Annotated in this window: 26 protein-coding genes and 1 other annotated feature; of the genes, 19 read left to right on the top strand and 7 right to left on the bottom strand. The window is 53.6% G+C overall.

Going from position 1 to position 24,954, the window contains the following annotated elements; genetic code table 11:
• The coding region (locus SJY36_RS00010; protein ID WP_386172125.1) for a recombinase family protein at window positions 1–234 on the bottom strand (234 nt) is incomplete at its 3' end.
• 259 nt (window positions 235–493) lie between these two features.
• Here SJY36_RS00010 and SJY36_RS00015 point away from each other — a divergent pair.
• From SJY36_RS00015 to SJY36_RS00035, 5 genes are all read left to right on the top strand, one after another.
• The gene (locus SJY36_RS00015) at window positions 494–895 is read left to right on the top strand and encodes a UvrD-helicase domain-containing protein (RefSeq protein ID WP_386172128.1); all 402 of its coding nucleotides are present in this window, start codon (window positions 494–496) and stop codon (window positions 893–895) included.
• Window positions 896–946: 51 nt separating this feature from the next.
• Window positions 947–1,704 (top strand): IS5 family transposase gene (locus SJY36_RS00020; protein WP_386172131.1). Its coding sequence is split into 2 segments (ribosomal slippage): window positions 947–1,268 and window positions 1,268–1,704, totalling 759 coding nucleotides; the frame shifts between segments, so codons are not numbered across the junction.
• Window positions 1,705–1,731: 27 nt separating this feature from the next.
• Complete coding sequence (locus SJY36_RS00025; protein WP_386172134.1) at window positions 1,732–2,178, top strand: hypothetical protein; 447 nt, start codon at window positions 1,732–1,734, stop codon at window positions 2,176–2,178.
• Between the two features lie 11 nt (window positions 2,179–2,189).
• Window positions 2,190–3,424 (top strand): IS3 family transposase gene (locus SJY36_RS00030; RefSeq protein WP_386172136.1). Its coding sequence is split into 2 segments (ribosomal slippage): window positions 2,190–2,484 and window positions 2,484–3,424, totalling 1,236 coding nucleotides; the frame shifts between segments, so codons are not numbered across the junction.
• Window positions 2,477–2,593, top strand: a sequence feature (AL1L pseudoknot). Its footprint overlaps the gene before it by 117 nt.
• A gap of 104 nt (window positions 3,425–3,528) precedes the next feature.
• The gene (locus tag SJY36_RS00035) at window positions 3,529–4,212 is read left to right on the top strand and encodes a Tn7 transposase TnsA N-terminal domain-containing protein (protein WP_386172139.1); all 684 of its coding nucleotides are present in this window, start codon (window positions 3,529–3,531) and stop codon (window positions 4,210–4,212) included.
• A gap of 214 nt (window positions 4,213–4,426) precedes the next feature.
• On the opposite strand, the gene SJY36_RS00040 is transcribed toward SJY36_RS00035, so the two are convergent.
• The gene (locus tag SJY36_RS00040) at window positions 4,427–4,675 is read right to left on the bottom strand and encodes a hypothetical protein (RefSeq protein ID WP_102877914.1); all 249 of its coding nucleotides are present in this window, start codon (window positions 4,673–4,675) and stop codon (window positions 4,427–4,429) included.
• Window positions 4,676–4,849: 174 nt separating this feature from the next.
• On the opposite strand from SJY36_RS00040, the gene SJY36_RS00045 reads away from it, so the two are divergent.
• From SJY36_RS00045 to SJY36_RS00110, 14 genes are all read left to right on the top strand, one after another.
• Window positions 4,850–5,254 carry a hypothetical protein gene (locus tag SJY36_RS00045; RefSeq protein ID WP_244915716.1) on the top strand — a complete coding sequence of 135 codons (405 nt, stop codon included), beginning with the start codon at window positions 4,850–4,852 and terminating at the stop codon, window positions 5,252–5,254.
• Between the two features lie 46 nt (window positions 5,255–5,300).
• Window positions 5,301–5,930 carry a lytic transglycosylase domain-containing protein gene (locus tag SJY36_RS00050; protein ID WP_386172144.1) on the top strand — a complete coding sequence of 210 codons (630 nt, stop codon included), beginning with the start codon at window positions 5,301–5,303 and terminating at the stop codon, window positions 5,928–5,930.
• Window positions 5,927–6,217: a TrbC/VirB2 family protein gene (locus tag SJY36_RS00055; protein ID WP_092841485.1), complete on the top strand. Its 291-nt coding sequence runs from the start codon at window positions 5,927–5,929 to the stop codon at window positions 6,215–6,217. Before SJY36_RS00050 ends, SJY36_RS00055 begins: the two co-directional genes overlap by 4 nt.
• Window positions 6,218–6,229: 12 nt before the next feature.
• Window positions 6,230–6,508 (top strand): type IV secretion system protein VirB3, encoded by a 279-nt coding sequence (locus SJY36_RS00060; protein WP_092841487.1) that lies wholly within the window; start codon window positions 6,230–6,232, stop codon window positions 6,506–6,508.
• Window positions 6,498–8,861, top strand: a complete 2,364-nt coding sequence (locus SJY36_RS00065; RefSeq protein ID WP_386172148.1) for a type IV secretion system protein B4 — start codon at window positions 6,498–6,500, stop codon at window positions 8,859–8,861. Before SJY36_RS00060 ends, SJY36_RS00065 begins: the two co-directional genes overlap by 11 nt.
• A 217-nt stretch (window positions 8,862–9,078) precedes the next feature.
• Window positions 9,079–10,224, top strand: a complete 1,146-nt coding sequence (locus tag SJY36_RS00070; protein ID WP_386172151.1) for a lytic transglycosylase domain-containing protein — start codon at window positions 9,079–9,081, stop codon at window positions 10,222–10,224.
• A 53-nt stretch (window positions 10,225–10,277) separates the two neighbouring features.
• Window positions 10,278–11,066 carry a type IV secretion system protein gene (locus SJY36_RS00075; RefSeq protein ID WP_263954958.1) on the top strand — a complete coding sequence of 263 codons (789 nt, stop codon included), beginning with the start codon at window positions 10,278–10,280 and terminating at the stop codon, window positions 11,064–11,066.
• 12 nt (window positions 11,067–11,078) lie between these two features.
• A complete protein-coding gene (locus tag SJY36_RS00080; protein ID WP_263954936.1) occupies window positions 11,079–11,732 on the top strand; it encodes a virB8 family protein in 654 nt (217 codons plus the stop codon).
• A 1-nt stretch (window position 11,733) separates the two neighbouring features.
• Window positions 11,734–12,426 carry a TrbG/VirB9 family P-type conjugative transfer protein gene (locus SJY36_RS00085; RefSeq protein ID WP_092841492.1) on the top strand — a complete coding sequence of 231 codons (693 nt, stop codon included), beginning with the start codon at window positions 11,734–11,736 and terminating at the stop codon, window positions 12,424–12,426.
• A 2-nt stretch (window positions 12,427–12,428) separates the two neighbouring features.
• A complete protein-coding gene (locus tag SJY36_RS00090) occupies window positions 12,429–13,799 on the top strand; it encodes a TrbI/VirB10 family protein (RefSeq protein WP_386172156.1) in 1,371 nt (456 codons plus the stop codon).
• Entirely contained in the window at window positions 13,800–14,789 is a 990-nt protein-coding gene (locus tag SJY36_RS00095) for an ATPase, T2SS/T4P/T4SS family (RefSeq protein WP_386172159.1), read from the top strand.
• Window positions 14,786–14,992, top strand: coding sequence for a hypothetical protein (locus SJY36_RS00100; RefSeq protein WP_299720546.1), 207 nt, complete (start codon window positions 14,786–14,788; stop codon window positions 14,990–14,992). Before SJY36_RS00095 ends, SJY36_RS00100 begins: the two co-directional genes overlap by 4 nt.
• 11 nt (window positions 14,993–15,003) lie before the next feature.
• Window positions 15,004–15,393 (top strand): hypothetical protein, encoded by a 390-nt coding sequence (locus SJY36_RS00105; protein WP_386172163.1) that lies wholly within the window; start codon window positions 15,004–15,006, stop codon window positions 15,391–15,393.
• Between the two features lie 15 nt (window positions 15,394–15,408).
• Window positions 15,409–16,488 carry a type IV secretion system protein gene (locus SJY36_RS00110; RefSeq protein WP_386172166.1) on the top strand — a complete coding sequence of 360 codons (1,080 nt, stop codon included), beginning with the start codon at window positions 15,409–15,411 and terminating at the stop codon, window positions 16,486–16,488.
• A gap of 136 nt (window positions 16,489–16,624) precedes the next feature.
• Here SJY36_RS00110 and SJY36_RS00115 read toward each other — a convergent pair whose 3' ends face one another.
• From SJY36_RS00115 to SJY36_RS00135, 5 genes are all read right to left on the bottom strand, one after another.
• Window positions 16,625–17,992 (bottom strand): IS1182 family transposase, encoded by a 1,368-nt coding sequence (locus SJY36_RS00115; RefSeq protein WP_386172169.1) that lies wholly within the window; start codon window positions 17,990–17,992, stop codon window positions 16,625–16,627.
• 83 nt (window positions 17,993–18,075) lie between these two features.
• Window positions 18,076–18,711, bottom strand: a complete 636-nt coding sequence (locus tag SJY36_RS00120; RefSeq protein ID WP_386172172.1) for a LysE family translocator — start codon at window positions 18,709–18,711, stop codon at window positions 18,076–18,078.
• 157 nt (window positions 18,712–18,868) lie between these two features.
• On the bottom strand, window positions 18,869–21,037 hold the full coding sequence (locus SJY36_RS00125) for a type IV secretory system conjugative DNA transfer family protein (RefSeq protein ID WP_386172175.1): 2,169 nt from the start codon (window positions 21,035–21,037) through the stop codon (window positions 18,869–18,871).
• The gene (locus tag SJY36_RS00130) at window positions 21,030–23,744 is read right to left on the bottom strand and encodes a relaxase/mobilization nuclease domain-containing protein (RefSeq protein WP_386172178.1); all 2,715 of its coding nucleotides are present in this window, start codon (window positions 23,742–23,744) and stop codon (window positions 21,030–21,032) included. The genes SJY36_RS00125 and SJY36_RS00130 overlap by 8 nt, the downstream gene beginning before the upstream one ends.
• Complete coding sequence (locus SJY36_RS00135; RefSeq protein ID WP_386172180.1) at window positions 23,731–24,306, bottom strand: transposase; 576 nt, start codon at window positions 24,304–24,306, stop codon at window positions 23,731–23,733. The genes SJY36_RS00130 and SJY36_RS00135 overlap by 14 nt, the downstream gene beginning before the upstream one ends.
• Window positions 24,307–24,954: the final 648 nt, after the last annotated feature.

The raw sequence follows: 24,954 nt of genomic DNA on the forward strand, positions 1-24,954 counted from the left end.
TGAAATCAGGTCCGCAATAGACCGCCCTACCCTGTCCAGCTTCCAGACAACCAAAGTATCGCCTTCGCCCAACAGATCCATCGCCTCGGAAAAACCTCTCCGGGTCTCTGCCACCGTCGCTCCGCTCTGCGCCTTGTCAGTGACGATGCGACCGCACCCGGCTTCAGTCAGCGCCTCGATCTGTAGATCAAGGTTCTGTTCGTCTGTAGACACGCGTGCATAGCCGATTTTCATGAAAGCTTTGTGCATCAGGTTTTTGCGGCAGTCCACCTCAAAAGAAATCAATGACTTGGCGGAAGGCAAAAAAGTGCCGCAAAAAGGGTCGTTTTAGCAACAATGAACATGATGGCTCGTTTGCCCAGCAAAGAGAGAACTGCTTCTTCGGATCATTCTGTTAGACAGGCTTCAACATAGTGTCGCAGTGCTACGTTGTTAAACGATCAAGACAGGTCCACAGTAGCACAGAAAAAATAGTCATTGAGAGAAAAGTATTTTGAATTCATCAGCCAATCTTAGCCAGAAAAAGGCTATCGAGCACTTTGATGGTCCAGTGTTGATTATCGCAGGCCCTGGCTCAGGTAAAACCTTTACACTTGTTGAGCGCGTCGTGGCGTTGATAGAGGCCGGAAAGGCTACGGCAGAAACCCTTCTAGTCGTAACTTTCACAGAAAAAGCGGCACAAGAGCTAACAACCCGAATTTCAAACCGATTGCTGTCCGCTGGGCTTAGTTTCAACGTCAACGAGATGTACATTGGTACTTTTCATTCTCTATGCCTTCGCGTCTTAAAGGATCATAGCGAGTTCACGAGGTTAAAGCGCAGTTTCAATCTTCTCGACCAATTTGATCAGCAATACTTTCTGTACCAACGGCTAGGGTCAGGACCCATTAATTGATTGAGGTTGTCGCGTTGTCATGATTCATGATCCCCAATCTTGGGGGATGTCATGAGCAACTTATACTGGCTTACGGAGGCGCAAATGCAGCGTCTCCGGCCTTACTTTCCAAAGAGCCGAGGTCGTGCCCGCGTGGATGACTGTCGTGTCCTGAGCGGCATTATCTTCATCAATCGCAATGGGTTAAGGTGGTGTGACGCACCAGCCGAGTATGGCCCACCAAAGACGCTGTATAATCGCTGGAAGCGTTGGAGTGATATGGGCGTGTTTGCCCGGATCATGATGGGACTGGCCGAGCAGGCCCCCGACAACAATACCATCTCAATCGACGCCACCTACCTCAAGGCACATCGTACTGCATCCAGCCTACGGTTAAAAAAGGGGGGCGAGGACGCCTAATCGGGCTGACCAAGGGCGGAATGAACACCAAGTTGCATGCTGTCACTGACACCAGCGGTCGCCCAGTCCGCTTGTTTATCACTGCAGGTCAAGTCAGCGACTATACTGGCGCTGCGGCTTTGATGAATGGCCTGCCAAAAGCCGAATGGCTTCTCGCTGATCGAGGGTATGATGCTGATTGGTTCCGCGAAACCCTTGTAAATAAGGGTGCAAAGCCCTGCATCCCGGGACGCAAATCGCGCAAGAAGACCGTCAAGTATGACAAGCGACGATACAAACGCCGCAACCGCATCGAAAGGATGTTCGGCAGGCTCAAAGACTGGCGACGTGTCTCAACCCGTTATGACCGCTGCCCAAAGGTCTTCCTCTCCGCAATCGCCCTCGCCGCAACCGTCATCTTTTGGTTATGAGTCCTGACCCTAAAAGAGTTCAAAGGCATGGCGATGTTTCGCACCCCGAAGTCGAAGGTCTTTGTTCTTCAGGCCACGATGCGCTGTTTCCGTTCAATCGGCGAAACCCAACACACAGCCCACGTATATCTGTCCGCTGAGAACCTTCAGATCTTGAATGACGAGCTCAGCCAAAACTTCAGGCTTTCTGCGGACGACCTGAACAATGCAAACAGCCACAAACAGCGGTATGACATCTTAGTCAAGGAACCGGTCGAGAGGATCAAGCTGCAACGCGTTCGCCGTTCTTTTGAGCTGATCGAGAAGGAACTGGCTCCAAATCAGGAGCTTGGCATCAATCGCGCTGATAAGAGTGCTTGGCAGATGCTGACCGGGAAGTACAACCTTCTCGAGACCGTACAAAGCGGCATCGAACCCTCTCAGATTGGTAAAATAAATCGCCCCGAGTTTGTCGGAGACCATCAACTTAAGTAAGGATGATGGTTATGACAAAAAGCAAAATGGCAAATCGCTACTCGCCAGAGGTCCGCGCTCGCGCGGTCCGAATGGTGTTCGAGCATCAAGGCTCCTACGAAACGCAGGCGGGCGCGATCGCGGCCATTGCACCCAAGATCGGCTGTATTCCCCAAACCTTGAGCGGATGGGTCAAGCAGGCTGAGAAGGACAGCGGCATGCGCGACGGAGTGACAACCGAAGAGCGTGATCGCATCAAGACGCTGGAACGGGAAAACCGTGAGCTGCGCCAAGCGAATGAAATTCTCCGCAAGGCATCAGCTTATTTTGCGCAGGCGGAACTCGACCGCCCACTCAAGCGATGATCGGCTTCATTGATGATCAAAGGGCTGTTTACGGTGTCGAGTCAATCTGCAGGGTGTTGCCGATTGCGCCGTCAACTTATTACCATCGTCTGGCATGCCTCGCTGATCCGGCCAAAGCTTCTGCCCGGTATCAGCGGGATACAGAGCTGCGCCCGGAGATCAAACGTGTCTGGGATGAGAATTATCAGGTCTACGGGGTGCGCAAGGCCTGGCATCAGTTGAAACGTGAGGGCTTTGAGGTTGCAAGATGCACGGTGCAACGGTTGATGAAACAGATTGGCATCCGTGGGGCTGTGCGGGGCAAGGTGGTCAAAACAACCGTGCCTGACACGTCAGCGCCTTGTCCGCGTGACAAGGTGAACCGCGTGTTCCGAGCACCAGCTCCGAACCTTCTCTGGGTCAGCGATTTTACGTATGTGTCGACGTGGCAGGGCTTTGTCTATGTGGCCTTCGTCATCGATACGTTTGCTGATCGCATCGTCGGATGGCGGGTCTCACGATCCGCCAAAACGGACTTTGTTCTCGATGCTTTGGAGCAGGCCCTGCATGACCGACGGCCGGTCCAGAAAAGTGGATTGGTTCACCATTCGGATCGCGGCGGTCAATATTTGTCCATTCGTTACACCGAGCGTTTGGCTGAGGCTGGCATCGAACCGTCGGTAGGCAGCGTCGGGGATTCCTATGATAACGCCCTCGCTGAGACAATTAACGGTCTCTACAAAACAGAGCTGGTCCATCGCCAAGGACCGTGGCGCAACATGCAGGATCTGGAACTGGCCACCCTCGGCTGGGTCGATTGGTTCAACAACCGGCGTCTACTTGGTCCCATCGGAAACATCCCGCCAGCAGAGGCTGAACAGAACTTCTATGCACAGCACGACGTGCTCGATATGGTCGCGTGAAATGAAGCTATAGGTCTCCGGTAAATCCGGGGCAATTCAAAACGGCTTCCTCCAAGACCATCGACCGAACGGAACTGAGGCAGAAAGTCGAGTTCTCGGAGATCATGCTTGTTTCCGAAGTCGCGAGGTATTTGGGGCGCAGCCCGTTGGAAATCGAGGCGATCCTTCAGTCCACTGGTGAAGGCATTCAGAACATCCTCGACGCGATCAATGAATATAACGAATTGCTCTACGACGTGGTGATCCCGCGTCTCTTTGGCCTCTTGTATGATTTGGAGCAACACGAGATCAAAGAAGAACATGAAGTCGAACTCGTGCGATTGCCGGAGAACGGCTCATACTCCGTAATGGCTGATCCAAAGCTTGTGGTGAGAGATGACGATGTCGAAGATGAGCTTGTTTCCTCGAAATCGTTTCACCTTGATACATATGCCTTTGACTCGCGGCCAGAACAGACGCTCTTTTGGGATTTGATCCGAGAAGGAGCCGTCAAGAAACTGTACTTCACCGGGATGCTTACCCACGGCCAGTCGGAGTTCTTCATCCAGTACGTCGATCCGGAGTCAAGGATGGTCCGAAGCTATTATCCCGATTTCCTATTCGAAAAAGACGACGGGACTTACGTGATCGTTGAGGTTAAAGGTGATAATATGATCGACGATCCCATTGTACAGGCCAAACGCGAGTACGCCGAGCAAATGGCTGAAGCGTCAGGTATGGAATATGCGATCATTCGGGGTACGGATGCAGAGGCTCATAATTTCAGCTTTCTATTACCAGCATCGTAGTTGAGGAACTTGCCACGGTTTCAAACATGGAATGCGCTAAGATTTGATTCAATTCAATGTGTAGTCTCATCATTAAGAAACTGCGCCAACTCGGCATATTTTGAAGTGATTTTCGCGGGATTTCTTGTGTACGTCCAACTGTAGCAAAAGACCTCCACACTCGCATGAGGTACCGCAATGCAGGTGCAAATCAAGTCAACTGGTAGGTATCGCCTCAATTCGCCACTTGCTGAACGAAGCGCCCATATTCCTGACTGACTTCCTGCGCTTCCGTGAACGCCCTCGCCCGTTCACCCTCCATGCATCGAAAATAGTCTTGAATATTTGTGATGTAGTGCTCGAAATCTTGTCGGATAAGGTCTTCATATTCACGCGTGGAGGCCGGATCGCTCGGTACAAATGGTCTGGACGGTGCCAAACACGTCTCGGCTTGCGCCGAATGGGCCATAAAAACAAACCACATTATAACAGTGTATGTCTCTTTCTTCGACTTAGACATGATGCTTGTGCCCCTAAGATACTTGGAAAAATTCATCCTGCTGCTTAAAGGTAGTTTATAGAGAGACTTTCATCGAGTGACAATATTATAACTTGATGCTGATCTTATAAGATTGTATTGCGGTGGTACCTGAGAAGGGTGCCACTGCTGCTGACCATGGAGGTGACGCAGATCGTGGCGACAAACATAAACAAAGAAGCCCCTAATGTGGTCACAGAAACACATTTCAAGACCCTTGTTGACAGCGGTTATCAAGCAGAGGTTGTGTGCAAAACCAAAGCTACAAAGAAAGCTGCGGTTTGGTACGGCATCTGGATTATCCGCGTCGTCAACAAGGAACGCACTTACGAAAAGCTGCTCGTCCCAGCCCGCAAAAAGCTCGGCGACGACGACGAAATTGCAGTCCGTACCTTTAAGACAGCCAACGGCCTTATCTCGTTCCTCGAAAGCATGGGCTTCACACAAGTCAACATTCCGATGCTTGAAGGTGGTCGCACGCTGCACGCCCTGCCAGAAACGCCTATCGAGAGTAGCGACAGCTAGTCTTGCTGCTTTAACACTCGCCAGCACCCCTGCTCTTGCGCAGGGCATGGTGCTTGTAATGAACGGCGACGGCTCACTGAGTGAGTCTACTGCGCAAGACAATTTTGCACGAAATTACAATGATGGTGTCGGCCAAGGTTCAGCTGCCGAAGGGCTGCAATTTTTCGGTCAAGGCACCGCTGTTGATAGTGAGACAGCAGATGGCGACTTCCGCGTTGCCTCTGTTGCACCAACGACCGCTGTGCCACGCCCTGAAATTCTTCAAGCAATCGACGCAACAGCTATGCGCTACGCAAGCCACCCTGCCCTGCGTCGTGCTGGGCTTACGGTGACTGAATGGCGTTTAATGTTCCGAGCAAACATTGAAATCGAGAGTGCCTACAACGTCGGCGCTCGGAGTCAGGTCGGCGCAATAGGCCTTGGGCAACTCATGCCTGAGACAGCGCGGGACCTGAACGTCGATCCCCACAATTGGCAACAGAATCTCGACGGGTCGGCCCGGTATCTTCTCATGATGCTGGTCCAATTCGGGGATGCGCGATTGGCATTGGCTGCATACAACGCTGGCCCCGATGCTGTGACGCGCAACAACGGTATCCCGCCTTATCGGGAAACCCAAAATCACGTCAGCAGGGTGCTGGCTGTGTTTAACCGGCTAGAAGGAGAAAACTCATGAGGCCAAATACGACCAACGTGGTGACACTGATCGGTGTATTCCTGATGCTGGCACAACCGGCATTAGCGCAATCCATCGACCTCTCACCTGTCCAAAGTGTTCTGCAAGGCATCGTCGATGCGATTACCGGCCCGCTCGGTATCGTGATCGGCACACTGGCTCTGATCGGTGTGTTCTTGTCGTGGCTCTTTGGCATCCTCGATTTCCGTCAAGCCCTTTGGGTGATCATCGGGATCGCAGGCATCGCAGCCGCACCAACAATCGTCGCTGCAATCTGGACCACATAAGGAACACTAGGAATGGCTGCACAAGTGCCACTTTTCAAAGGACTGCTCAGACAGCCGAAACTACTCGGCTTGCCCGTTATGTATGCGATGGTGTGGTTGTTCGGCGGCGTTCTGGTGTTTCTGTGGACACAACATTGGGTGGTCGCGGTTCTTGCCGTGGCCGCCTACCCCGCTCTGCGTAAAGCCGCAGATTGGGACCCGAATTTCTTGGACGTGGTTGTGACGACCTTGCAGGAAACGCCACCCACGACCAACCGCAAAATCCACGATGGAGATAGCTATGCGCCTTGAAGATGGCTTTGACGCTGCATCGCTGTTGCCCCATTGGGTTGCGAAGGAAAAACACCTCGCACAGATGCTTCCCTATGTCAGTCTGGTAGACGATCAAACGGTTCGCACACGCGGCAATGAACTGTTTCAGTGCATCCGTCTCGATGGCATCAACAGCTACACCAAAGACGACGACGAACTGGACAAGGTGCGTGATCTGTTTGCGCAAATCGTTTCCGATAGCGGCCACCAGTTTGCATATTATGTTCACAAGGTTTCCAAGCCCATTGATCCCACAATGAAGCCTATTGAGGGTGATAGCTTTGCGGCGGCGGTCGATGAACAGTGGCGTGACTTTCTGGAAAATGCCGGAATGCGGGATAAGACCCTCACGCTGACAATCATGCACCGGCCCACAACTGCGAAGAAGGTGCCGTTCTCGCCAAAGAAATCCATTGAGGTTTTGCGCGAAGAAACTGCGAAACGTATGCGCGCGCTGCGCGAGGCTGTTGGCTTTATCAGCACCACATTCGTAGACATGCAACCGCGTCTGCTGAACGCGGAAAGCGGCGAACTGTTGGGCTTCCTTGGCAGTCTCAACACCGGCGAAGAAACCCCGCTCTACCTCGGCACAAAATACGGTGTGGTTGCGGATGCTGTCGCCAATACTCGGGTCACATTCAAGGGCGATAGCTTTGAACTGACTGGCGGTTCGGTCGGTAAGAAAATCGGCACAACATTAGCGATCAAAGATTATTCCGAGAGAACGCCGTGCACGATGTTCGACGAACTCAATCTGCCTATCGACATGGTGATCACGCATTCTTTCACGCCAGTAAACAGCAATACGATGGATGATCGTATCAAGCGTCAGATGCGCTTGATGCAAACCACCGATGATGGCGCCGTGACGCAATATGAACAACTCGCCGCCGCGCGTGATGAACTTCTCAGTGGCCGTCTCAGCTTTGGCGATCACCATATGTCGGTGACGCTCTTTGCCAATTCTGTTCCTGAACTGGATGACTTCACGGCGGAGATACGCAGTAGTGCGCTAACGCAGGGTATGAAAATCATCAAAGAAGGCTTCGCGTTGCGGACCCACTACTTTGCCCAGCACCCCGGCAACTCGGTCAAGCGCAGCCGCAAGGCAATCGTGACGAGTAAGAACTTCGCGTCATTTGCAGCGTTTCACCGCACCCCGTTGGGGAAAACCGGCGATAACGTGCCTTGGGGCGTCCCGATCACAATGCTCCCCACGCCCGAACGCTCCGGCTTTTGGTTCAACTATCACGAAAAGGGCTCACCTGACGCGGAACCTACGGGCGGTCACACGCTGATCTTTGGTCGGCAGGGTGCCGGTAAGTCGGTCTTGTCGGCTTTCCTTGCCACGCTTGCTCGGCGGGCCGGTGCGCGGGTCTTCGTCTTTGACTACCGCCTCGGTATGGAAATGGCCGTCCGCGCAAACGGCGGCACATATTCTTCGATCAATGCGGGCGAACCAACAGGTTTGAACCCGCTGTGGACCGAGACGGATGTTGAAGGTCAGGCGTGGATGAACGAATGGCTTATGTCTTTGTTTAGCCGCGATGATAAGTCATACACGCCCCTGCAACGCACCAAAATCCAGGAGGTGATCCGCCAGAACGCCGAAGCCGCCGATCCGTCCTTGCGGAATTGGGATGATCTGGCGTCTCTGTTCGCGGCAACCGATGATGATGGCGACTTGCAACAGCGGGCGCGTGAATGGGCTGCTGACGGACGTTACGGTTGGATTTTCGGCCAGAACCTTGAAGACAGCTTTTCGCTGGATGGCGATTTTGTTGGCTTCGATCTAACAGGCATTTTGGACGATTCCAGTGAACGCGAACGCATGGCTGTGCTTTCGTATCTGTTCCGCCGTGTGGAACGGACCATGAAAGACCTCAAGCCAACCCTGATCATCGTGGATGAAACATGGAAGTCGCTCGACAACCATTACTTTCGCGAAAAACTGGAAAGCTGGCTCTTTTCCGTGCGGAAACAGAATGCGGTCGTTGTGATGATGACCCAATTCCCAAGCCAACTCAAAAAGACCGGCGTTGCAGAGACCATTTTGCAAGCGGTGCCGACGCAAATCTTGCTTCCCAATTCTAAAGCGAAGGCGGCTGACTATGACCTCCTGAGCCTCGAAGACAAGGAACTTGATGTGATGCTCACAACTCCAAGCGCGTCGCGCCTGGGGCTTGTGAGAGACGATCAAGGGTCAGTTGTTGTCAATGCTGATCTGAGCGCCCTTGGGCCGCTGCTAACAATCCTCGGCGGGATGAAAAAAGGAGAACAGTTGGTGGGTGCCGATTACCGCCAACGTCCAGACTTTTGGAGAGTCAAATGACAAGAACTGTATTATTGCTTCTCGGCCTCGCATCGCTGTCAGCGTGTGGTGAGTATCAAGGCTTAACGGCAAATTGCTTCGACAACACTTCTGATGTGGTCACACGTTCGGCCAATTCAATGAGCTTTTTGCCGCAATCCGGTGGGCGCTTGTCTACTTCGACTGCACCCGTTGACGATTGCAACTTCACCCCTCTGGGTGGACCGGGGGGCCAGTGATGCGCCCTACCCTATCAACAACGGCTCTTTGCCTAATCTGGGCAACATCATCGTTCGCTCAAGGTGTGCCAACGGTTGATGGGGGCCTGATCATTCGCAACGAAGCCGCCAACCTGCGGCGTGAGGCTGATCTTGCGACACAGGCCGAACGTCTTTCGACCGCCGAGGCCATCGCGGAAATTGAAGCCGAACAGCTTGAAGTGCTGCAGAACATCCTCGACGCACAATCCAGTTTTGGTGGGCAGAATATTCCTGCAATGGTTCAAGGTCTCGAAGACGGCGCATTACCAGAACAATCTGCTGACGCCCTTTACTCACCGACCGACACCAACCCTGCTGGGAATCAAATGTTTGGGGACGCAAACCTGAACATCGAACAGCTTATCATCCGTGTGGCACAGGAAACGCACGGATTGAACGGCGTCAATCAGGCAGGTCTTTCGGTCGTACAATGGCGTTGTCTTTTGCAAGCTCTGATCTGGCAGGAAAGCCGGTTTACCATCGGCGCGCGGTCGCCAGTGGGCGCGTTCGGCCTAACCCAGATTATGCCACCTACGGCGGGTGATCTGGGTATCTACCCCGCTTACTATGACAGCCCGTATTTGCAGGTTGAAGGCGGCGCACGGTATCTCGCGCAGATGCTTCGTATGTTTGATGGCAACATCATCCACGCGCTTGCTGCCTATAACGCTGGACCGGGCAACGTCCAAAACTACGGTGGTGTTCCGCCTTTCCAAGAAACCCAGCATTATGTGCAGGTGATCCCCCAGAAATATAACGAATATCTGACCCGCGTTGGTGGGATTGATGCTTTGGGAACCATCGACCCTGCGTTGTTGGCGAACTCCAACCTGTCCATTACGGGCAGTGGTGCGAGTTTCTACGCTAATAGCTCGATGCAGAACGTAGAAGCTGCGGCCCTTCGCATTCGCAATATCGTGCAGCGGATCGGCCAGACCGAAGACATTCAAGAGTTGATGGCTCTGAATACCTATGCGCGGGCCGAACTGGTCAGGTTGGTGTCCGTGCTGACCCGTCTCAAAGCTGCCCGCACACGTCCTCTGAGTGATGCTGAAATGGCTATGGCTGCGGCTCAACTCAGAGAGCAACAATTTATGGACTTCACATTGGAGGAACTCGACTAATGGAAAAATTCACCCAACCCCGTGCGTTTCTGCGTCAAACAATCATTGCAAGCATGATCGGCACAGCCGCATTCGTTGCCGCGCCCAGCCTTATGGGGGGCGGCGCGGCCTATGCGCAGGGCGTCCCAACGGTTGATACGCAGAACATCGCACAAGAAATTCAACAGCTTCGCCAGATGATTGAAGACGAAGTTCTGCAAAACGAACAGTTGCGCCAAGCTGTGGCACAGTTGGAGACGTTGCGCGAGCAATACGCCCAACTACAGGATACCTATGCCGCGCTGACAGGCCTGATGGATCTTCCTGAAATCATCACGACGCAGTTCGAAGACGAACTGAACGGCCTGCTCGATCAAGAATTTGGTGACATTATGGGCACCATCGACGCGATCCAGAACGGCGACTGGTCCCAGCTTGCCGGAAGTGGATCCGGTGAAATTCAGACGCAAATGACGCGCGTGTTGGCCGATGCCGGTTTCGATGAAGACACATTGTCAGAAATGGCAAACAGCGGCGTTGCCGGTGCTGAACGTGCGGCCCAACAGGCGACGACTGGCGCGGTCATGTCCGCGGCGGCGCAGAATAGCTATGAGGACGCCGGACAATCGCTTGAGCGCGTGGATAGGCTCGTCGGCATGATTGGTGACATGGAAGAACTCAAGGACAGCGTAGACCTCAACACACGGGTCACGGCTGAACTTGCAATCGCTCTGGTTGCCCAATGGCAGTTGGAAGCCGTGCAAACCGTCGGCGCTGGTTCGACTGGCGTACTGGATGCCGCGACCTTGGCCGAAGAACAGCAATTCATGGACTTCACGCTGCCAACTTTGAGCGCAGATTAAGGAAAAAAGACATTGGCTACTGAACAGGAACACATCGAAGAAGAACTGATTTACGGCGCTCGGCGTCGTGAACAGTTGTGGCAAAAGCTCGGTCTGGGCGGCATGGCGTTTGGAATTATTGGGTGCTTGTCAGCGGCGGCGGTTGCTGTTCTCGATGTAGACCCTGAGCCAGTTGTCGTCCCCTTCAACCCAGAAACCGGCATGGCTTTGCCTAATGCTCAGGTGCAAACTCAGCGCATAACGGAAAATCAGGCGATTATCGAAAGTGTCGCCTTCCGTTATGTGACTGACCGCGAAACATACAACCAGCTCGACAATGACGTGCGGGTTCGGAGCATCCTTGAAAGGTCAGACGGCGCGGCGCTCGCTTCTATGCGGGCGCTTTGGGACAGCGCCAACCCGAACTATCCGCCCGAACTTTACGGAGACAATGCGCGTCTCGAAGTTGAGGTTTTGAGCATCAACCGCATTGGCGTCAACCGTGCGCAGGTCCGGCTTCGCAAACGCCTGACTTCAAATCAAGGCGTCCAAGCCGGTTTGTTCACCGCCACAATGCTCTTCGAATTTAGACCCGAAGAACGTCGATCCATTGATGACGTTTGGAGCAACCCATTCGGGTTCACGGTCACAGAATATTCTATCCGCTCAGACAGATTGGAGAACTAGGATGAATGTATTGAAGCCAACCATTCTGTCGCTGGCGCTGGCTCTTGTAGCCGGTCCGGCACTTGCGGAATACACACCACGATCCGGCCCGAACGATAGCCGGGTTCGACTGGCCACCTATCAGGAAGGCCAAGTTTACCGTCTCAGTGTAAGCCTGACGCACGTTACCACGGTAGAATTTGGCGAAGGTGAGACAATCCGGTCGATCATCGCTGGTGATACGGAAGGTTTCCAGCTTGACGGTGTTCCTGGTGGACGGGCGTTCGCAGTGAAACCCAATGCGCGTGGTGTCCATACGAACATCACGGTCTACACCAACCGTCGCAGCTATTACTTCAACGTCACAGAAGCATCGTCACCGACATACTATGTCGTTCAATTCCGTTACCCCGAAGATAACGTGCAACGTGTCAACGCGGTCGCGCAGCAAGCCCCGAACTACAACTACGCTGCAAGCAGTCAGACAGCTTTCACCCCAACATCGGTATGGGACGATGGCACGTTTACCTACTTCCGTTTCGCACGAAACGCACCAATCCCCGCGATTTTCCGGTCTACCAACGGACGTGAACGGACGGTCAATTCTCAGCAAATCGAAGATGGCGTCCTGCGCGTGTCAGGTGTCAGCGGTCAATGGGTTCTTCGCCTCGGCGATGAAGTTGTCTGCATCCAAGTCACCAATGGAGGGACATAATTATGAGTGAAGCAGATGACCTCAAAGCGCGGCTTGCTGCATTAGAAAATTCGGGCGGCGGCACTGGCGGTAGAAAAAAACCGTCACCCATAGTCGCAATTGCTGGCATCGGCGGCATCGCAGCCCTTGGCGGGCTTGCTTTTGTTGCCTTGCAGCCCGAAACCGAAGCGCCAATGCCCGTCGCACAGCCCGAGGAATTTCAGTCCCAGGGCGACGGCTTTGGTGAGATTGCGCCGTTCGTCCCCCCTGCCCCACCAGAGCCAGAGGTTCAAATTGTGGAAACACAGGCCGAACCGAACGCGGAACTTCTCGCGCAACTCGCAGCTTTGCAGGCCCAAATCGAGGCCATACAAAATGCGCCCGAACCCGTTGTTGAAGAAGACACGGCGGCGGCTGACGCTATCAACGCTTTGACAGAGCAAATCTCAGCTTTGCAAGCATCGTCTGAGGCAGCACAACAGCAATTCCAAGATGAACTGGAAGCCCGCGACCGTGATCTTGAACGGCTGCGCATGGACCTCGAATTGGCACAGCTTCAATCGCCTACACCCGCTCCGCTTGGCCCGTCTCAAGACGAACTCTTGGAAGCTGAACGCCAACGTCTCGCCCGCGAAGAAGAAGCGCGGCGGATAGCGGAACTCGAACAACGTCGTGCAGCAGAACTGGCATTTCAAGAGGCTCGCATTCTTTCCCCGACTATCGCTTTCGGTGGTGGTTCGGGGGCTGGTGATACCGAATTGAGCGAACGGACATTGGGCGCTGTTCAGGATTTCGTTGCCAATGGTGCGCTGCCTACGCAGGTTACGCAGGCAGAAGTGATTGCAAACCCCGCAAACACGGTCGTTCAAGGCACAATGATCCAAGCCGTCACCGAAACGGCGCTAGATAGCACCCTGCCCGGCCCGATCCGTGCCATTATCTCTGACGACGTGCATTCCTTTGACGGGTCGCGTGTGCTGATCCCGCGTGGATCACGTCTCATTGGCCGGTATCAGTCCGGTGTGGAAATAGCGCAGCAACGTGTAACTGTGGCTTGGGACCGGATTATCCTTCCTAATAACCAAACGGTTGTCATCAGCTCTTTCGGTGGTGATGAACTCGGCCGTTCCGGTGTGACCGGCGTTGTCGATACCCGCTTCGATGAACGCTTCGGGTCGGCGGCGTTGATTTCCTTGATCACAGCCTTGCCCGGTGCAGCCGCAGCGCAGGTCGAAAATGATACTTCCGCAGAAGTCCTAGAAGATGTTGGGGATGATCTGGCGGATAGCACAGACTCTGTTCTCAACGACTACCTTGCGATTGGTCCTGTGATCTATGTCGATCAAGGGTCGCGCATCACGGTCATGGTCGACCGTGACGTGGAGATTTTCTAAATGGCAGGCAACTATTTCCAAGTCACGCTGGACAAGCTGCCAGAAGCAAAAAGGGCTGATGCAATCGAAATTTGCATCAACCCCGATGGCTCGATCTGGGGCGAGTTTCAGGGCGATCACTTTATGAGCCGTCTCGATACCGTCTGGGACACTCGGCAAATCGGTGATCTGGCAACGCAGATTGCGGCAGCGGCGGAAACCAAGATCAGCCGTGATAAGCCTATTGTGTCGTGCAGCGTCGATTACCATGGGCGGGCTGTCCGTGCGCAAGTGATCCAAGATCCTGTCGTGCGCGGCGGGTATTCCATCGCCTTGCGGTTCTTCTCAACCATGTCGCTCGATGACATTAAGCTCAAATTCCTCTTTGGTGAGGAGATCAGTCTGGAAAATAACCGCAAGGAACGGAATCTAGAACTTCGCAAGATTGTTCTCGCCGGTGACATTGATGCTGCGATTAAATTCTGTGTCGATAAGCGGCTGAACGTCATTGTCTCGGGTGGCACATCGACTGGTAAAACCGTCGCTTGCCGCAAGATCATCAATTACATTGACGAGGCCGAACGGCTGATCACGATTGAAGAAGCGGCGGAACTGGTCCCAACGCAGCCAAACACGGTCACGCTTATCTCGAACAGAGACGTGCCGGTTCAAATGGCTGACGTTCTTTTGACCTCCACCCTTCGAATGCGGCCTGACCGGATCATTCTTGGCGAGGTGCGTGGGAAAGAAGCTTTGACCTTCCTTGAAGCGATCAACACGGGGCATGGTGGCTCGATGACAACGCTCCACGCTGAAACGCCCCAGTTGGCGGTTCAACGCCTTGCTATCGCGGCACTGAAAACAGATGTGCCGATGACTTACCAAGATATGATAAGATACATCGAAAGCTCGATTGATGTTATTATTCAAGCCGGTCGCCATGAAGGTAACCGGGGCATTACTCAATTCTATCTACCGGGCGAAACAGATCAGGAAGGAGACGGAAAATGATCTATTTTGAACATGAAGTTTTGACCTTCGGGACAAGCACGAAGAAAGAAATTAACGCTATGGCAGCGTCTTTGAAAGACTGGGGCGCGGCTGGCTATGAAGTGGTCAGCGTCGTTCCCATCCAAATTGGCGGGGCGATAGTAACCGTTTTCCTCAAACGGGAAGTGGTCGTGGAAAACGATAGTGATGGTAAGGCAGCATGATAAAATCAATATTGATCGTTGCAGCACTTGTTAGCGCCGTCGCCAGTGGGGCGGCGGCGCAGTCCGTTTCTACCAATAGCAACAATGACTATGCTTTCTGTGAAAACCGGCCAGATCGACCAGCCATCGTGGAAGACATGCCATTCCGTGAAGCCCACCGGGGCATTCTTATTCAACGCCTGTACGCCGCCAATGCGCTGGAGAGTGTGGTCGAGCGGAATGATTGTTCGTGTGAAACACGGTTTCCTTCGTGGGATAGTGCTGTCGAACAGTATCTCGAACTCTACGCTGGTATCGAAGATAGGCATGAAATTCGGTCTTTGACCTCTGAGTTTACCCGATCAATCAATGACTATCGCAAGCTGGCTCGACCAATCTGCGAAGAAGTCGGAAACTGGTAGGGGAGAAACGAGAAAATGAGTGTTGTTACGTTCTTTGTCGAAACTGCCGACAACTTCTTGGACGATGCCGCAGAAACGCAGTTTGGTTCTGTCGCCGCGACCGTCGGTACCCTTCTAATAGTCGCAATGACAATCGTTGTCTTGATGGTCCTGATCAATGCTGTTTTCCAATATAAATCTATGGATGGAAGGCAAGCATTCTGGCTAGCGGTGAAGCTAACCTTAGTTGGGGTGTTTGCAACGAACTGGGCTCAATTCAATTCGTTTTCCACGGCAATACTCAGTGGCATTGACAGTATTGCCGGTTCCCTTGTTGCGTCGGTAGGGGGAGGAACCCCTGGTCCGTCAGGCACATTTGCAGAGGAATTTGATGGGATCATTGAACAGTTTGGACTCTACATGAATGCGATTGGTGACAATATGCACTGGATGATGGGCGCTTTGATGGGTGCCATCGGAACTGTGTTGTTGTCGATCTTGGGCGGCCTAGCCGCCTTCTTCCTCATCGCTTCACGGTTGATGATCGCGTTGCTCCTTGGACTCGCCCCAATCATGATTTTCCTAACGCTGTTTGAAGTGACCAAGGATTACTTCGCGCGATGGCTTTCGGCACTCATCTCTTTTGCGATGTACCCTGTGTTTATTGCAGGCGTGTTTGCAACAATCATTGGCGTCTCCAACGCCTTGATTAATGAGCTCGGTAGTCCTGACGGTGCATCTAATATTGGTGCTATCCTTCCGTTCTTCATGATGGTTTTCATGGCAAAAGGCTTTATCCTTGCAACGCCATTTTTGGTCCGAGCGGTCTCAGGCAACATCGTCATGCCTGCACTTAACAGCGGGTTAGGCGGCGCATACCAGTTTGGGGCGGCGGCGCTCGGTGGTAAACAGGCTCAAGCTAGAGCAAGCGTTGGCACGGCAACCGGTGCTGAATTGATCGCGTTGCGTGGCCGGAATATGCTTGGCATCGGCAAAACAGGCAGAAGCCAGAAGTCAGCAGCGAATGACGCGAAGCCTGCGCCTCAGCCAACCGGCACTGGCGCCCAACAGCATCGCTTGAAAGAGCGTGCTGACCGGCTGACCGGAAAAAAGTAGAAGACACATCAAACAGCAAAAGGGCCGCTCATAGAGCGGCCCTCAGACTGCTGACAAACCCGTCATATTTTGGCGGGGTTTTGCTATGGGTCGATGATTTGGCGATGGGATTTGAGGGCAAGCGTCCTCCAGCACCTCATGCGGGGCTGGTTTTGTCTCTTGCGTCCATCACTGTCGCGATCTTCTTGATGTTCTGGGCGGTTGCGGCGAGCAGACACTGCCATTTGGCACCTGTGATCCCTCGATACCTTGCGTATCGGTGTCCGAAGAGTTGTTTGGCATCGGCGAATGAGCGTTCGACAGTTTCTTTTCGTCGCGCGTTGAGGCGTTTTCCCCAGTCTGTCAGGCGATGCGCATCGGTCCGGTCTCTTGCATCGGCCCAGACATGGCGGGTGATGGTTTTCTGCGCCTTGGGATTGGTAGTGCAGGACGCCAACAACGGGCAACCTTTGCATTTGGATGGGTCGCTCTTGTAGTGGCGATAACCCTCACGATCCGTGGTGGCATAGAGCAAGGCTTGGTCTTCTGGGCAGCGATAGACATTCGCGCCAGAATCATATGTGAACGCGCGCTTGCGCATCATGCCTTTGCGGCCCGAAGGGCGCAGGTAGCCCGTCACACCCAATACATCGCGTTCTTCCAATCCTTGGGCAATGGCTGCATTGGCATAGCCAGCATCAAGCCCTACGGCTTTGATATCCAGACCGAACCGTTCTTTCTGACGGTCCAACCTGCCCAGATAGGGAATGCTGTCATGCACATTGCCTGCTGTCGTGTGGGTGTCGGTGATGATGTTGTGCTTGCTGTCCACGGTGCGGTGATCAAGGTAGAAGAAGCCCTTGGGTTTGCCGTCACGCACCATGTATCCCGCATCAGGATCGGTGCGGCTGATCTTGGTTTCCTTGATCTGTGGCTCACGCGGCTTGGGCTTAAGGGGCTTCTTGCCATGAGCCGCACGATCCACACTCACAGCTTGATCAAGTGCATCCCAATAATCTGCACGGCTTTTGGTAACCAATTCCACATCAAAGCGACCCTTGTTGGCCGAAGCCTTCAAATGTGTGCTGTCAGTGTAAAGAACAGTGCCATCCACAAGCCCCTGCGCAATGGCCTGTTCCACAATATGGTCAAAGATGTTCTGGGCAATATCAGTGCCGTCAAACCGCCGCCGCCTGTTCTGGCTGAAGGTGGACGCGTCAAACACCTTGTCCGTCAGGCGCAGTCCTAGGAACCAGCGATAGGCTACATTCACTTCGATCTCGCGCATCAACTGCCGTTCAGAGCGAATGCCGAACAGGTATCCAATGAACAGCGCCTTGAACAAAACCTCAGGGGCAATTGGCGGTCTGCCATTGTCTGGACAATACAGCCCCTCAGTCAGATCGCGGATGAAGCCAAAATCAATCGCCGCATCCACCTTGCGCAGCAAGTGATCGACAGGAACCAAACTTTCAAGCGTGACCATCTCAAGCTCGGTCTGGTGGGAAGTGGGACGTTTCAACATGACAATGTTGAATCAGGCGGGAAGCAACGGATCAAGTAAGCAATTCAAACCATTTAAAAGTGGCGTAATCGAAGGCCTCAGTATTATTGGGTTCGCATTGTCGAAACCGCTACTGAGGCACCCATTCCAACGAACAAGAGTCCAAAGATGCCATTGATCCACCTTTGAAACTCGGAAAAAAATCTAACTGCAGGTTTGGTTGAAAACACCGCCGCAGTGACTGCGTGCTGAACAGCGCTTTGGAGACTGCAAATAACAGCGATCACCACCAAAAACACCAAAGATGCGTCGGCAGGAACAAACGTCGCAAATACAGACCCAAAAAATAGGGCTGCTTTAGGGTTGGTCAAAGCAACAATCGCCCCGGTTTTAGCCGACGCCCTCAATCCAGTGTCCGCAACAACAGAAAGCTTCAAATCACCCTTGCTCGAAGCCGCCGACTTCAAAGACTTCGCGCCTAACCAAATCAGATAACTGGCTCCCACAAGTTTCAGCATCGTGACAGCGGTTGGAAACAATTCAAACAACAGCGTTGCGCCAGATAAGGCCAAAATCAGCCAAAATAAATTACCTACGGTTATGCCTATTCCAACGGCAATGCCATGAGGTCGGCCATTTGTAAGCGATGCGCTCATGACTGCTACCATGTTTGGGCCAGGTGAAAGCCAGCCTGCGACTGTAGCCGCAACAATCGCACCAATTATCGCTATAGCATCCATGAAAATCTCCTTCGTCCAACAATTAGGAGATCATTAGCAGGTGAGGGGCAACCCGTCATGGCTAAAGGCTGCACAGCTCACTTCAAGAGGCTCTTACCTTTGTCAGCAGTCTGAGGGCCGCTCATAGAGCGGCCCTTTTGCTTTGTGCTGACCTCGATCACTCAGCGGCAGTAACCTTCACGCCCCCCTGCCCTTCGCTCTCGAACTCGGCTTCAATCGCCGCAAGAGCCTTGTCTGTGTCTTCGATAGCGGCAATGTCGGCGGCAGTTGGGGCCTGTAGGTTCAAACTCTGCTGCACGGCCAAATCAAGCTGGCTCTGTCTATCATCAAAGTCTCTGGTCGCTTGCACAACCGCCTTGGCACGTTTCCGGCTGGAAGTGGGCAACGTGCCTTTGGATGGAATATGAGACGCCGCACCAACGGAAACCGCCTTCGGTGCTTCCCGCTCGGCCTTCTCTGACACGTCTGCACCAGCTCCGCCCTCTGGCATGGGGTCTTGGCCTTTACCGGGCTTTTCCATCGGTGACGCCGGTTGGCTCTCTGGCATAGGCTCTTGGCCCTTCACCGGCTTGTCCATAGGGGTTGCGGGTCGATCAGTCTCTTTGACCGCCGGTGAAGCCTCCGGGGCTGGTCCAGTAGCCTTCGCCTGCTCCGAAAGAGAAACCTTGTCCAAAGACGTTTCGGGGAACGGCAACTCACCCTTCTGCGCCGAATGGATGCCTTTGAAGAACGGATCATCGTAATACTTGATGCGTTTGGCTCTGATAGGCATCTGTGCGTCCACCACAATGATAATATCATCCAAAGGCAAGCGACGTGCTTCGTCTTCGGGCAGCAATGACACTTCCTCTGTCCGCTCCGACATGCTGCGCCCTTCGAACGGGTTTTTCCCGATGGACCGCGACCGCGTGACAACCCGCTTCGTGGTTTTACCCACTGCCTTGCTCAATTCCTCAACGGTTTTTTCATCCGATGGCGTCAGATAGAGTTTAACGCCCGCGTTACCTTGCAAGGCACGGCGGGTGTTCTCACCATAAATTTCGTCCAACGCTGGAATGGTCTGCGTGACGATAGCCAAGTGACCCTTATAGGAACGTAAAGTCTCTATGCTGTCAGTCACAATCGGCATTTTTCCAAGGCGGTTGAACTCGTCCAGCATGATCATGACCGGCCACGGCTCGTCCGGGCCAGGTTCTTTGTCCTGCATGGATGAAATCAGATCAGAAAAGAACAGCCGGATAAGCGCAGCCATTGGTTTGACCATATTTGGTGACACCACCAAAAAAACAGAAAAAGGCTTCTTACGGATGGTCCGAAAATCAAAATCCGAAACCTGCGTGGCCTTGTCGATCGCCGGGTTGCTCCACTGGTCCAAACCAGACGTCATAAGCAACGACACATAGGAGGTAAGTGTGTCATTGTTGGTTGAAGCCATGCGTTCAAAGATCAGCTTACCGGCGCGGTTCTGAATCTCGTCACGGCGCATCATGAACTCTTTTTGCTTGTTACCACCGCTGGCCGTGATCCGGTAAATCTCCCCAAGCGTGGGTCGCTCTCGCTCGAATGCCAAAAGGCCGGCTGCAACAAACAAGTCGATCCCGCCCTTCAAGAGACCTTGAACGCGGTCACTGTCCGCTTGCAGAAAAAGTGACGCCAACAACTGCAATTCCATCTGCTGGCGGTCGGGATCTTCTAACTCAGCAATCCGCAGCAAAGGGTTGTAGCGATGGCTGCGCCGGTCATGCCAGTCGGTTGGCGCAAAGCGATAAACCTTGTCACCCTCTGCCGCTCGATGCCGCGCAGTTGCTTCAAAGTTCTCGCCCTTAACGTCCAGGACCACAGCTGACCCTTTGAAGGTAAGTAGATTCGGAATGACAAAGCCTGTGGTTTTACCTCGGCCTGTTGGTGCCACGATCAACGCATGTGGAAAAACCTTCGAGCTGATCAGCTTGCCGTTGCCTTTCGGTTTTCCCAGCTTCCCGATGATAAAACCTGTTCCTGGTTTGCTGAAAAACCCGTTCTTCCGCATGTGCTGCGCCCTCTGCCATTGAGTGCGGCCAAACTTCGTCAGGGCATTCCCTGACAAGACCGCACTCAGCAAAAGGCCGGTCACGCCGAAACCACCAACGATCAGGTTAACCAGTCGAAAGTCGTCCGGTCGAAACCGCTGCAATCCAGTGTAATTTTCCGCAAGCCAGATGAAGTCTAATTCACCATTCATGCCGTAATCGCGAAACGTCAGAAAAGCGGTGGCGACGACATAGCCAATCGCCAAGAACACGGCTGTAAGAAGGAAAATACCCGCTGCGATTTTGCCCTTATCCATGTGTCTGCCCCTTTTCTGTGTCTGCGCGAACCGTCTTCAATCGCTGTGCATCAAATTCCTCTTCGGCAATTTCTGAGACGACTTCGCGTGTCGCCTCACTGTTGGCGGTCTCGGCGTCTGATTGCAGATAGGCTTTGGCTGCGTACAAACGGTCAAGACGTTCATCAATCACGTTCTCCAAGGCGTCCGCATCACCGTTGCGCAATGCTTCAAGCTGTTCATCATCCAACTCGCGTTCGATCTGGTCACGGAACGTCTGGCTGTCGACGTCACCATCAAACGGACCTTCGATCTTTTCAGTCCGCTCATGCTCGATCACGCGGCGCATTTCAGCGGTTTCAGCTTGATCTGTTCGGTATGGCCGAATGGCATTGTCAAACTCACGCACCCTTGCATCAGAAAACTCTCGGGCCTGAACCGCGTCCCGTTCATAATCTGGATCGTTAAGACGGTCTGTTTCGGGCTGATTGTCACGGGCCAATCCATCGCGCATCTGCTCACCATGGCGATCCGCAGTATCCCGCAGGTAAGCGTCGATCCGCCTTTGATCAGCGGTCGTAACATCGGCATCATTGCGGCTCTCAGCCAATGTCGTGAATGCGGCACCCATTGCGGCACCATTAACGACCCCACCCGCTTGGTTACGTTCAACCGAGAGGGCTTCGAAGCGGGAATACTCGTCGGCTCGCCCGTCAAACTGTTCACGCACGCCACGGTCAATATCAGCAACAATTTCTCTGTCCGACATATCTGCACGCAAGGCGTTGTTCTGATCTGCCTGAACGTATGTCGCGGGCTTCTCCATATCATCGCCAAGTTTATCCCATGCACGGGACGCAAGCTGCGCGTGGGCTGGTGACTTCGCTGCAAAAGCGTCGAACTCGGCCTGACGGTCCTGCTGCAAGGCTTGGTCGTTCTCGCCGTCTCTGAACTCCTGTGTGTGAACAAGGCTCTCCTCAAGCCGTTCAAACTCGCGTCGGTCTTCGCGGGTCATTTGAATAAGCTCTGGATTATCAGCGATCCGTTCTTCAGCCCGCTCCGTCATTTGGACGGTGTAGCCACCAATGACCGACGCAGGCATTCCAGCACGCTCCATCGCCTTCATGTTTTGATTGAATGCTTCCGTCACGGCCTCCTGACGGTCAGCCCCGGCGATGCCTGTCGCCTCGGCCCTATCAATACCGCTTTCTGTTGCTAACCGCTCTGACGCTGCTTCACGATAGGTCTCCGTCGCTGCGTTTTCGCGCATGGCATCAAACTCGGCGTCACCATCATCCAATACAACACCGTCGTCTTTGATCACCTCGGCGCGTTGAAGTGCCTCACCCAGACGTACATGCGCCTGATCCAGCTTTTCAGCGGCAACCTCCAAGTCAGCCTTACGCTCAAGGTTTAAGCCTTCGGTATCTGCGATTTTGGTGAGGTCATCCGCAATCCAACGCTGCTCCAAAGATGCGTTGTTGGCCCCCTGCTCTACTCGCGCAATGACGGCATCTGATGAAATGCCCGTTCCCCGCAACGCAGTCTCAATCTGCGCCCGTGTCTCAGGCTCGCGCATGGCACCAACGCCGTCTTTGTTGATGTTTATTTCTGAATAAACGCCGGTGTCTGACGGTGCGGTTGTCAGCTTCGATGAAGCTGTGCCAACGGGGTTCAAGTGCGCAACCGGCTGCAATGCGCTGTCCAATTGTTTTTCCATCCGTGGCCGATCAGCCTCGGACGCACTTTGGATTTGGCTTTCAATCCGATTAAGACGATCTGTGAGGCTTGTTTTCAGATCATCGAAACTCTGCTGGTTCTCCATGTAAACGTCTCCATCTATTTGTAATTGGCCCCCACGAGCAAGGACTTCACCTGCCCAGAAAAGGGCATTTGAAATGTCTTCCCTGTTGTCGCTGGTCGCCTCGGCGGACAACGAAAGGTAGACTTTGGATGTGGTAGCGATTTCAGCCAACGCGCGGTCGAGGTCACGTCCAACCCTCTCCCGCTGAACCGGCTCCCGGCCCTCTGCTTTAGCGTCGTAAATTTCTTTCGTGCGCGGCGCATAGGTTGCGTCCCCACGGTCAAGCCTGCGCGTAGCCTCAAGGCGAACCCCAACCTTTTCGGCATGTTCGACCATCGAAAGGCGAAAATCATCATAGTTGAAGTGATGATCCCGCCCCAGATAGAAATACTCGCCTTCCTGGGAACGCCGGTTCAAGACGATGTGGGCGTGGGGATGATCACGGTCCTCATGAACGGCGATGATGTAGTCAAAGTTGCGGTCGTCATTCTGAAAATGTTCTCGACACACAGCCGCGGTTACGTCCCGCACGTCTTCTCCGCTCGTCCCCTGCGGATAGGACATGAGCATGTGTGTGGTGTGGCCCATCTTTGGCCGGAAACGATCATCCCAACGGCTCGAAAATCTATCCGTAAGACCTTTGATTTCGTCGCTCGATAGCGTTTTCTTCCCGTCCAATACGCCACGACTATCTACGATATGCGATGACTTGGTAGTCAGGTATTCAAGCTGGTTCGAAAGCTCTGCCTTGGTGTGCGTTCCGCCAGACTTAATAGCCTTGAACACGGCAGCACGGTGGCCCTTGGCCGCACGGATCATCTGAGGCTTTTTCGCATGAAGGCCTTGCATGGACCCCCGCACCCGGCTCCAGCCTTCGCGGAAAATCTCGCCCGTCACGGACTGGACGGCATCATTCCTCGCCATCGGCCAGCTCCTTCAGGGCGTCAGTCACCAACATGCTGATCCCATCGGTCTTGCGACGGGTCAGAAGATCTACTTGATCCGCAAAATCCAGAACGAACCCCGCAAGGTTCCGCATCTGCGCCAGACTTGATGGACCAAACGAAGGCCGCAGACCTTTGTTGTTCGATTCATTCATCCGCTTTGCAATCTGGGTGACGTTGTTCCCGACACGGTTCAACGCCGCTCGAAAGGCTTTCAACTCATCAGCCAAATGCTCGTCAGGTTGAAAAACTCCGTTCGCGGACTGGATCAATCGGCGCATTCCATCTGACCGGTTACTGATCCCGTGCCGTGAAAGCACCACTTCAAACGCCCGTAGTTCCTCTGGTGTGACGGTCGTTCCAATTTGGGCCGTGCGGATGCCGGTATCGCGGCGGCGCTCTTTTTCGCGCTTTACGGTGTATTGGATCGTTCGCGGTGTAACCGAGTATCGCTTCCCAAGCACTCGAGCAGAAACGCCGTTTCGCGTTTCACGGACGATTTCCAATCGCTCCAAATCAGTCAAGCGTCGGCGACCAGCCATGCGAACATACAACCCCTATTTCCTGCCATCTTCTATACAATCACTTAGGCGTTGACGCAATTATAAAGATGCATCGCATATTATAACATTGTCAAAGCCGTTAAAAGTGATTGTATTCCGTTTCAGACGGCCCAACGGGTCGTCGTGTCGAGCCAGAGGCGAGACCGCCCACAACCGAAGGTGCCGGGCCAAGCCAAAAATGCGCCGCCTGACGGCCCAACAGCGCTGTTGGCCCCCACCCTACCAAAAAACACGGCATGGGCCTCTGACGGGACGGATATACCCCCTCACACTGCATTACATTGGATAGCGAGACCCTCTTTCGGTGTGAAGCAGACAGATTCACTGTCTGAGGCGGCAAGCAATCAACAGGACACAAGAAACACGACACAGCATCGACACCATTAAGAGAGCAGGTAACAAGCGACACGAAACACGACACCTTAAACACGTCACAAGCTACACGCGACAAGATACCTGCAACAGGGGACAAGCAGCAAGACACCGAACAAGGAACAAGCGACACCTGACAAGATACACCGACCACGTGACAGGGGACACGCAACACGCGACATGTGACACGAAACACGCAACAAAACACCGAACAGGATGCACGCGACAAGAAACAGTAGACCCTCTACCAGCAAC

The organism is Sulfitobacter sp. R86518, from assembly GCF_042466275.1.
Lineage (GTDB): Bacteria > Pseudomonadota > Alphaproteobacteria > Rhodobacterales > Rhodobacteraceae > Sulfitobacter > Sulfitobacter pontiacus.

What these genes read in the sequence shown, in the direction of transcription:
- SJY36_RS00125 (WP_386172175.1), bottom strand. Translation starts at nt 21,037, where the DNA reads ATGGATAAGGGCAAAATCGCAGCGGGTATTTTCCTTCTTACAGCCGTG.
- SJY36_RS00035 (WP_386172139.1), top strand. Translation starts at nt 3,529, where the DNA reads ATGCTTGTTTCCGAAGTCGCGAGGTATTTGGGGCGCAGCCCGTTGGAA.
- SJY36_RS00075 (WP_263954958.1), top strand. Translation starts at nt 10,278, where the DNA reads ATGATCGGCACAGCCGCATTCGTTGCCGCGCCCAGCCTTATGGGGGGC.
- SJY36_RS00095 (WP_386172159.1), top strand. Translation starts at nt 13,800, where the DNA reads ATGGCAGGCAACTATTTCCAAGTCACGCTGGACAAGCTGCCAGAAGCA.
- SJY36_RS00135 (WP_386172180.1), bottom strand. Translation starts at nt 24,306, where the DNA reads ATGGCTGGTCGCCGACGCTTGACTGATTTGGAGCGATTGGAAATCGTC.
- SJY36_RS00040 (WP_102877914.1), bottom strand. Translation starts at nt 4,675, where the DNA reads ATGTGGTTTGTTTTTATGGCCCATTCGGCGCAAGCCGAGACGTGTTTG.
- SJY36_RS00070 (WP_386172151.1), top strand. Translation starts at nt 9,079, where the DNA reads ATGCGCCCTACCCTATCAACAACGGCTCTTTGCCTAATCTGGGCAACA.
- SJY36_RS00060 (WP_092841487.1), top strand. Translation starts at nt 6,230, where the DNA reads ATGGCTGCACAAGTGCCACTTTTCAAAGGACTGCTCAGACAGCCGAAA.
- SJY36_RS00100 (WP_299720546.1), top strand. Translation starts at nt 14,786, where the DNA reads ATGATCTATTTTGAACATGAAGTTTTGACCTTCGGGACAAGCACGAAG.
- SJY36_RS00130 (WP_386172178.1), bottom strand. Translation starts at nt 23,744, where the DNA reads ATGGCGAGGAATGATGCCGTCCAGTCCGTGACGGGCGAGATTTTCCGC.
- SJY36_RS00025 (WP_386172134.1), top strand. Translation starts at nt 1,732, where the DNA reads ATGGCGATGTTTCGCACCCCGAAGTCGAAGGTCTTTGTTCTTCAGGCC.
- SJY36_RS00085 (WP_092841492.1), top strand. Translation starts at nt 11,734, where the DNA reads ATGAATGTATTGAAGCCAACCATTCTGTCGCTGGCGCTGGCTCTTGTA.
- SJY36_RS00090 (WP_386172156.1), top strand. Translation starts at nt 12,429, where the DNA reads ATGAGTGAAGCAGATGACCTCAAAGCGCGGCTTGCTGCATTAGAAAAT.
- SJY36_RS00055 (WP_092841485.1), top strand. Translation starts at nt 5,927, where the DNA reads ATGAGGCCAAATACGACCAACGTGGTGACACTGATCGGTGTATTCCTG.
- SJY36_RS00110 (WP_386172166.1), top strand. Translation starts at nt 15,409, where the DNA reads ATGAGTGTTGTTACGTTCTTTGTCGAAACTGCCGACAACTTCTTGGAC.
- SJY36_RS00115 (WP_386172169.1), bottom strand. Translation starts at nt 17,992, where the DNA reads ATGTTGAAACGTCCCACTTCCCACCAGACCGAGCTTGAGATGGTCACG.
- SJY36_RS00065 (WP_386172148.1), top strand. Translation starts at nt 6,498, where the DNA reads ATGCGCCTTGAAGATGGCTTTGACGCTGCATCGCTGTTGCCCCATTGG.
- SJY36_RS00050 (WP_386172144.1), top strand. Translation starts at nt 5,301, where the DNA reads ATGGTGCTTGTAATGAACGGCGACGGCTCACTGAGTGAGTCTACTGCG.
- SJY36_RS00120 (WP_386172172.1), bottom strand. Translation starts at nt 18,711, where the DNA reads ATGGATGCTATAGCGATAATTGGTGCGATTGTTGCGGCTACAGTCGCA.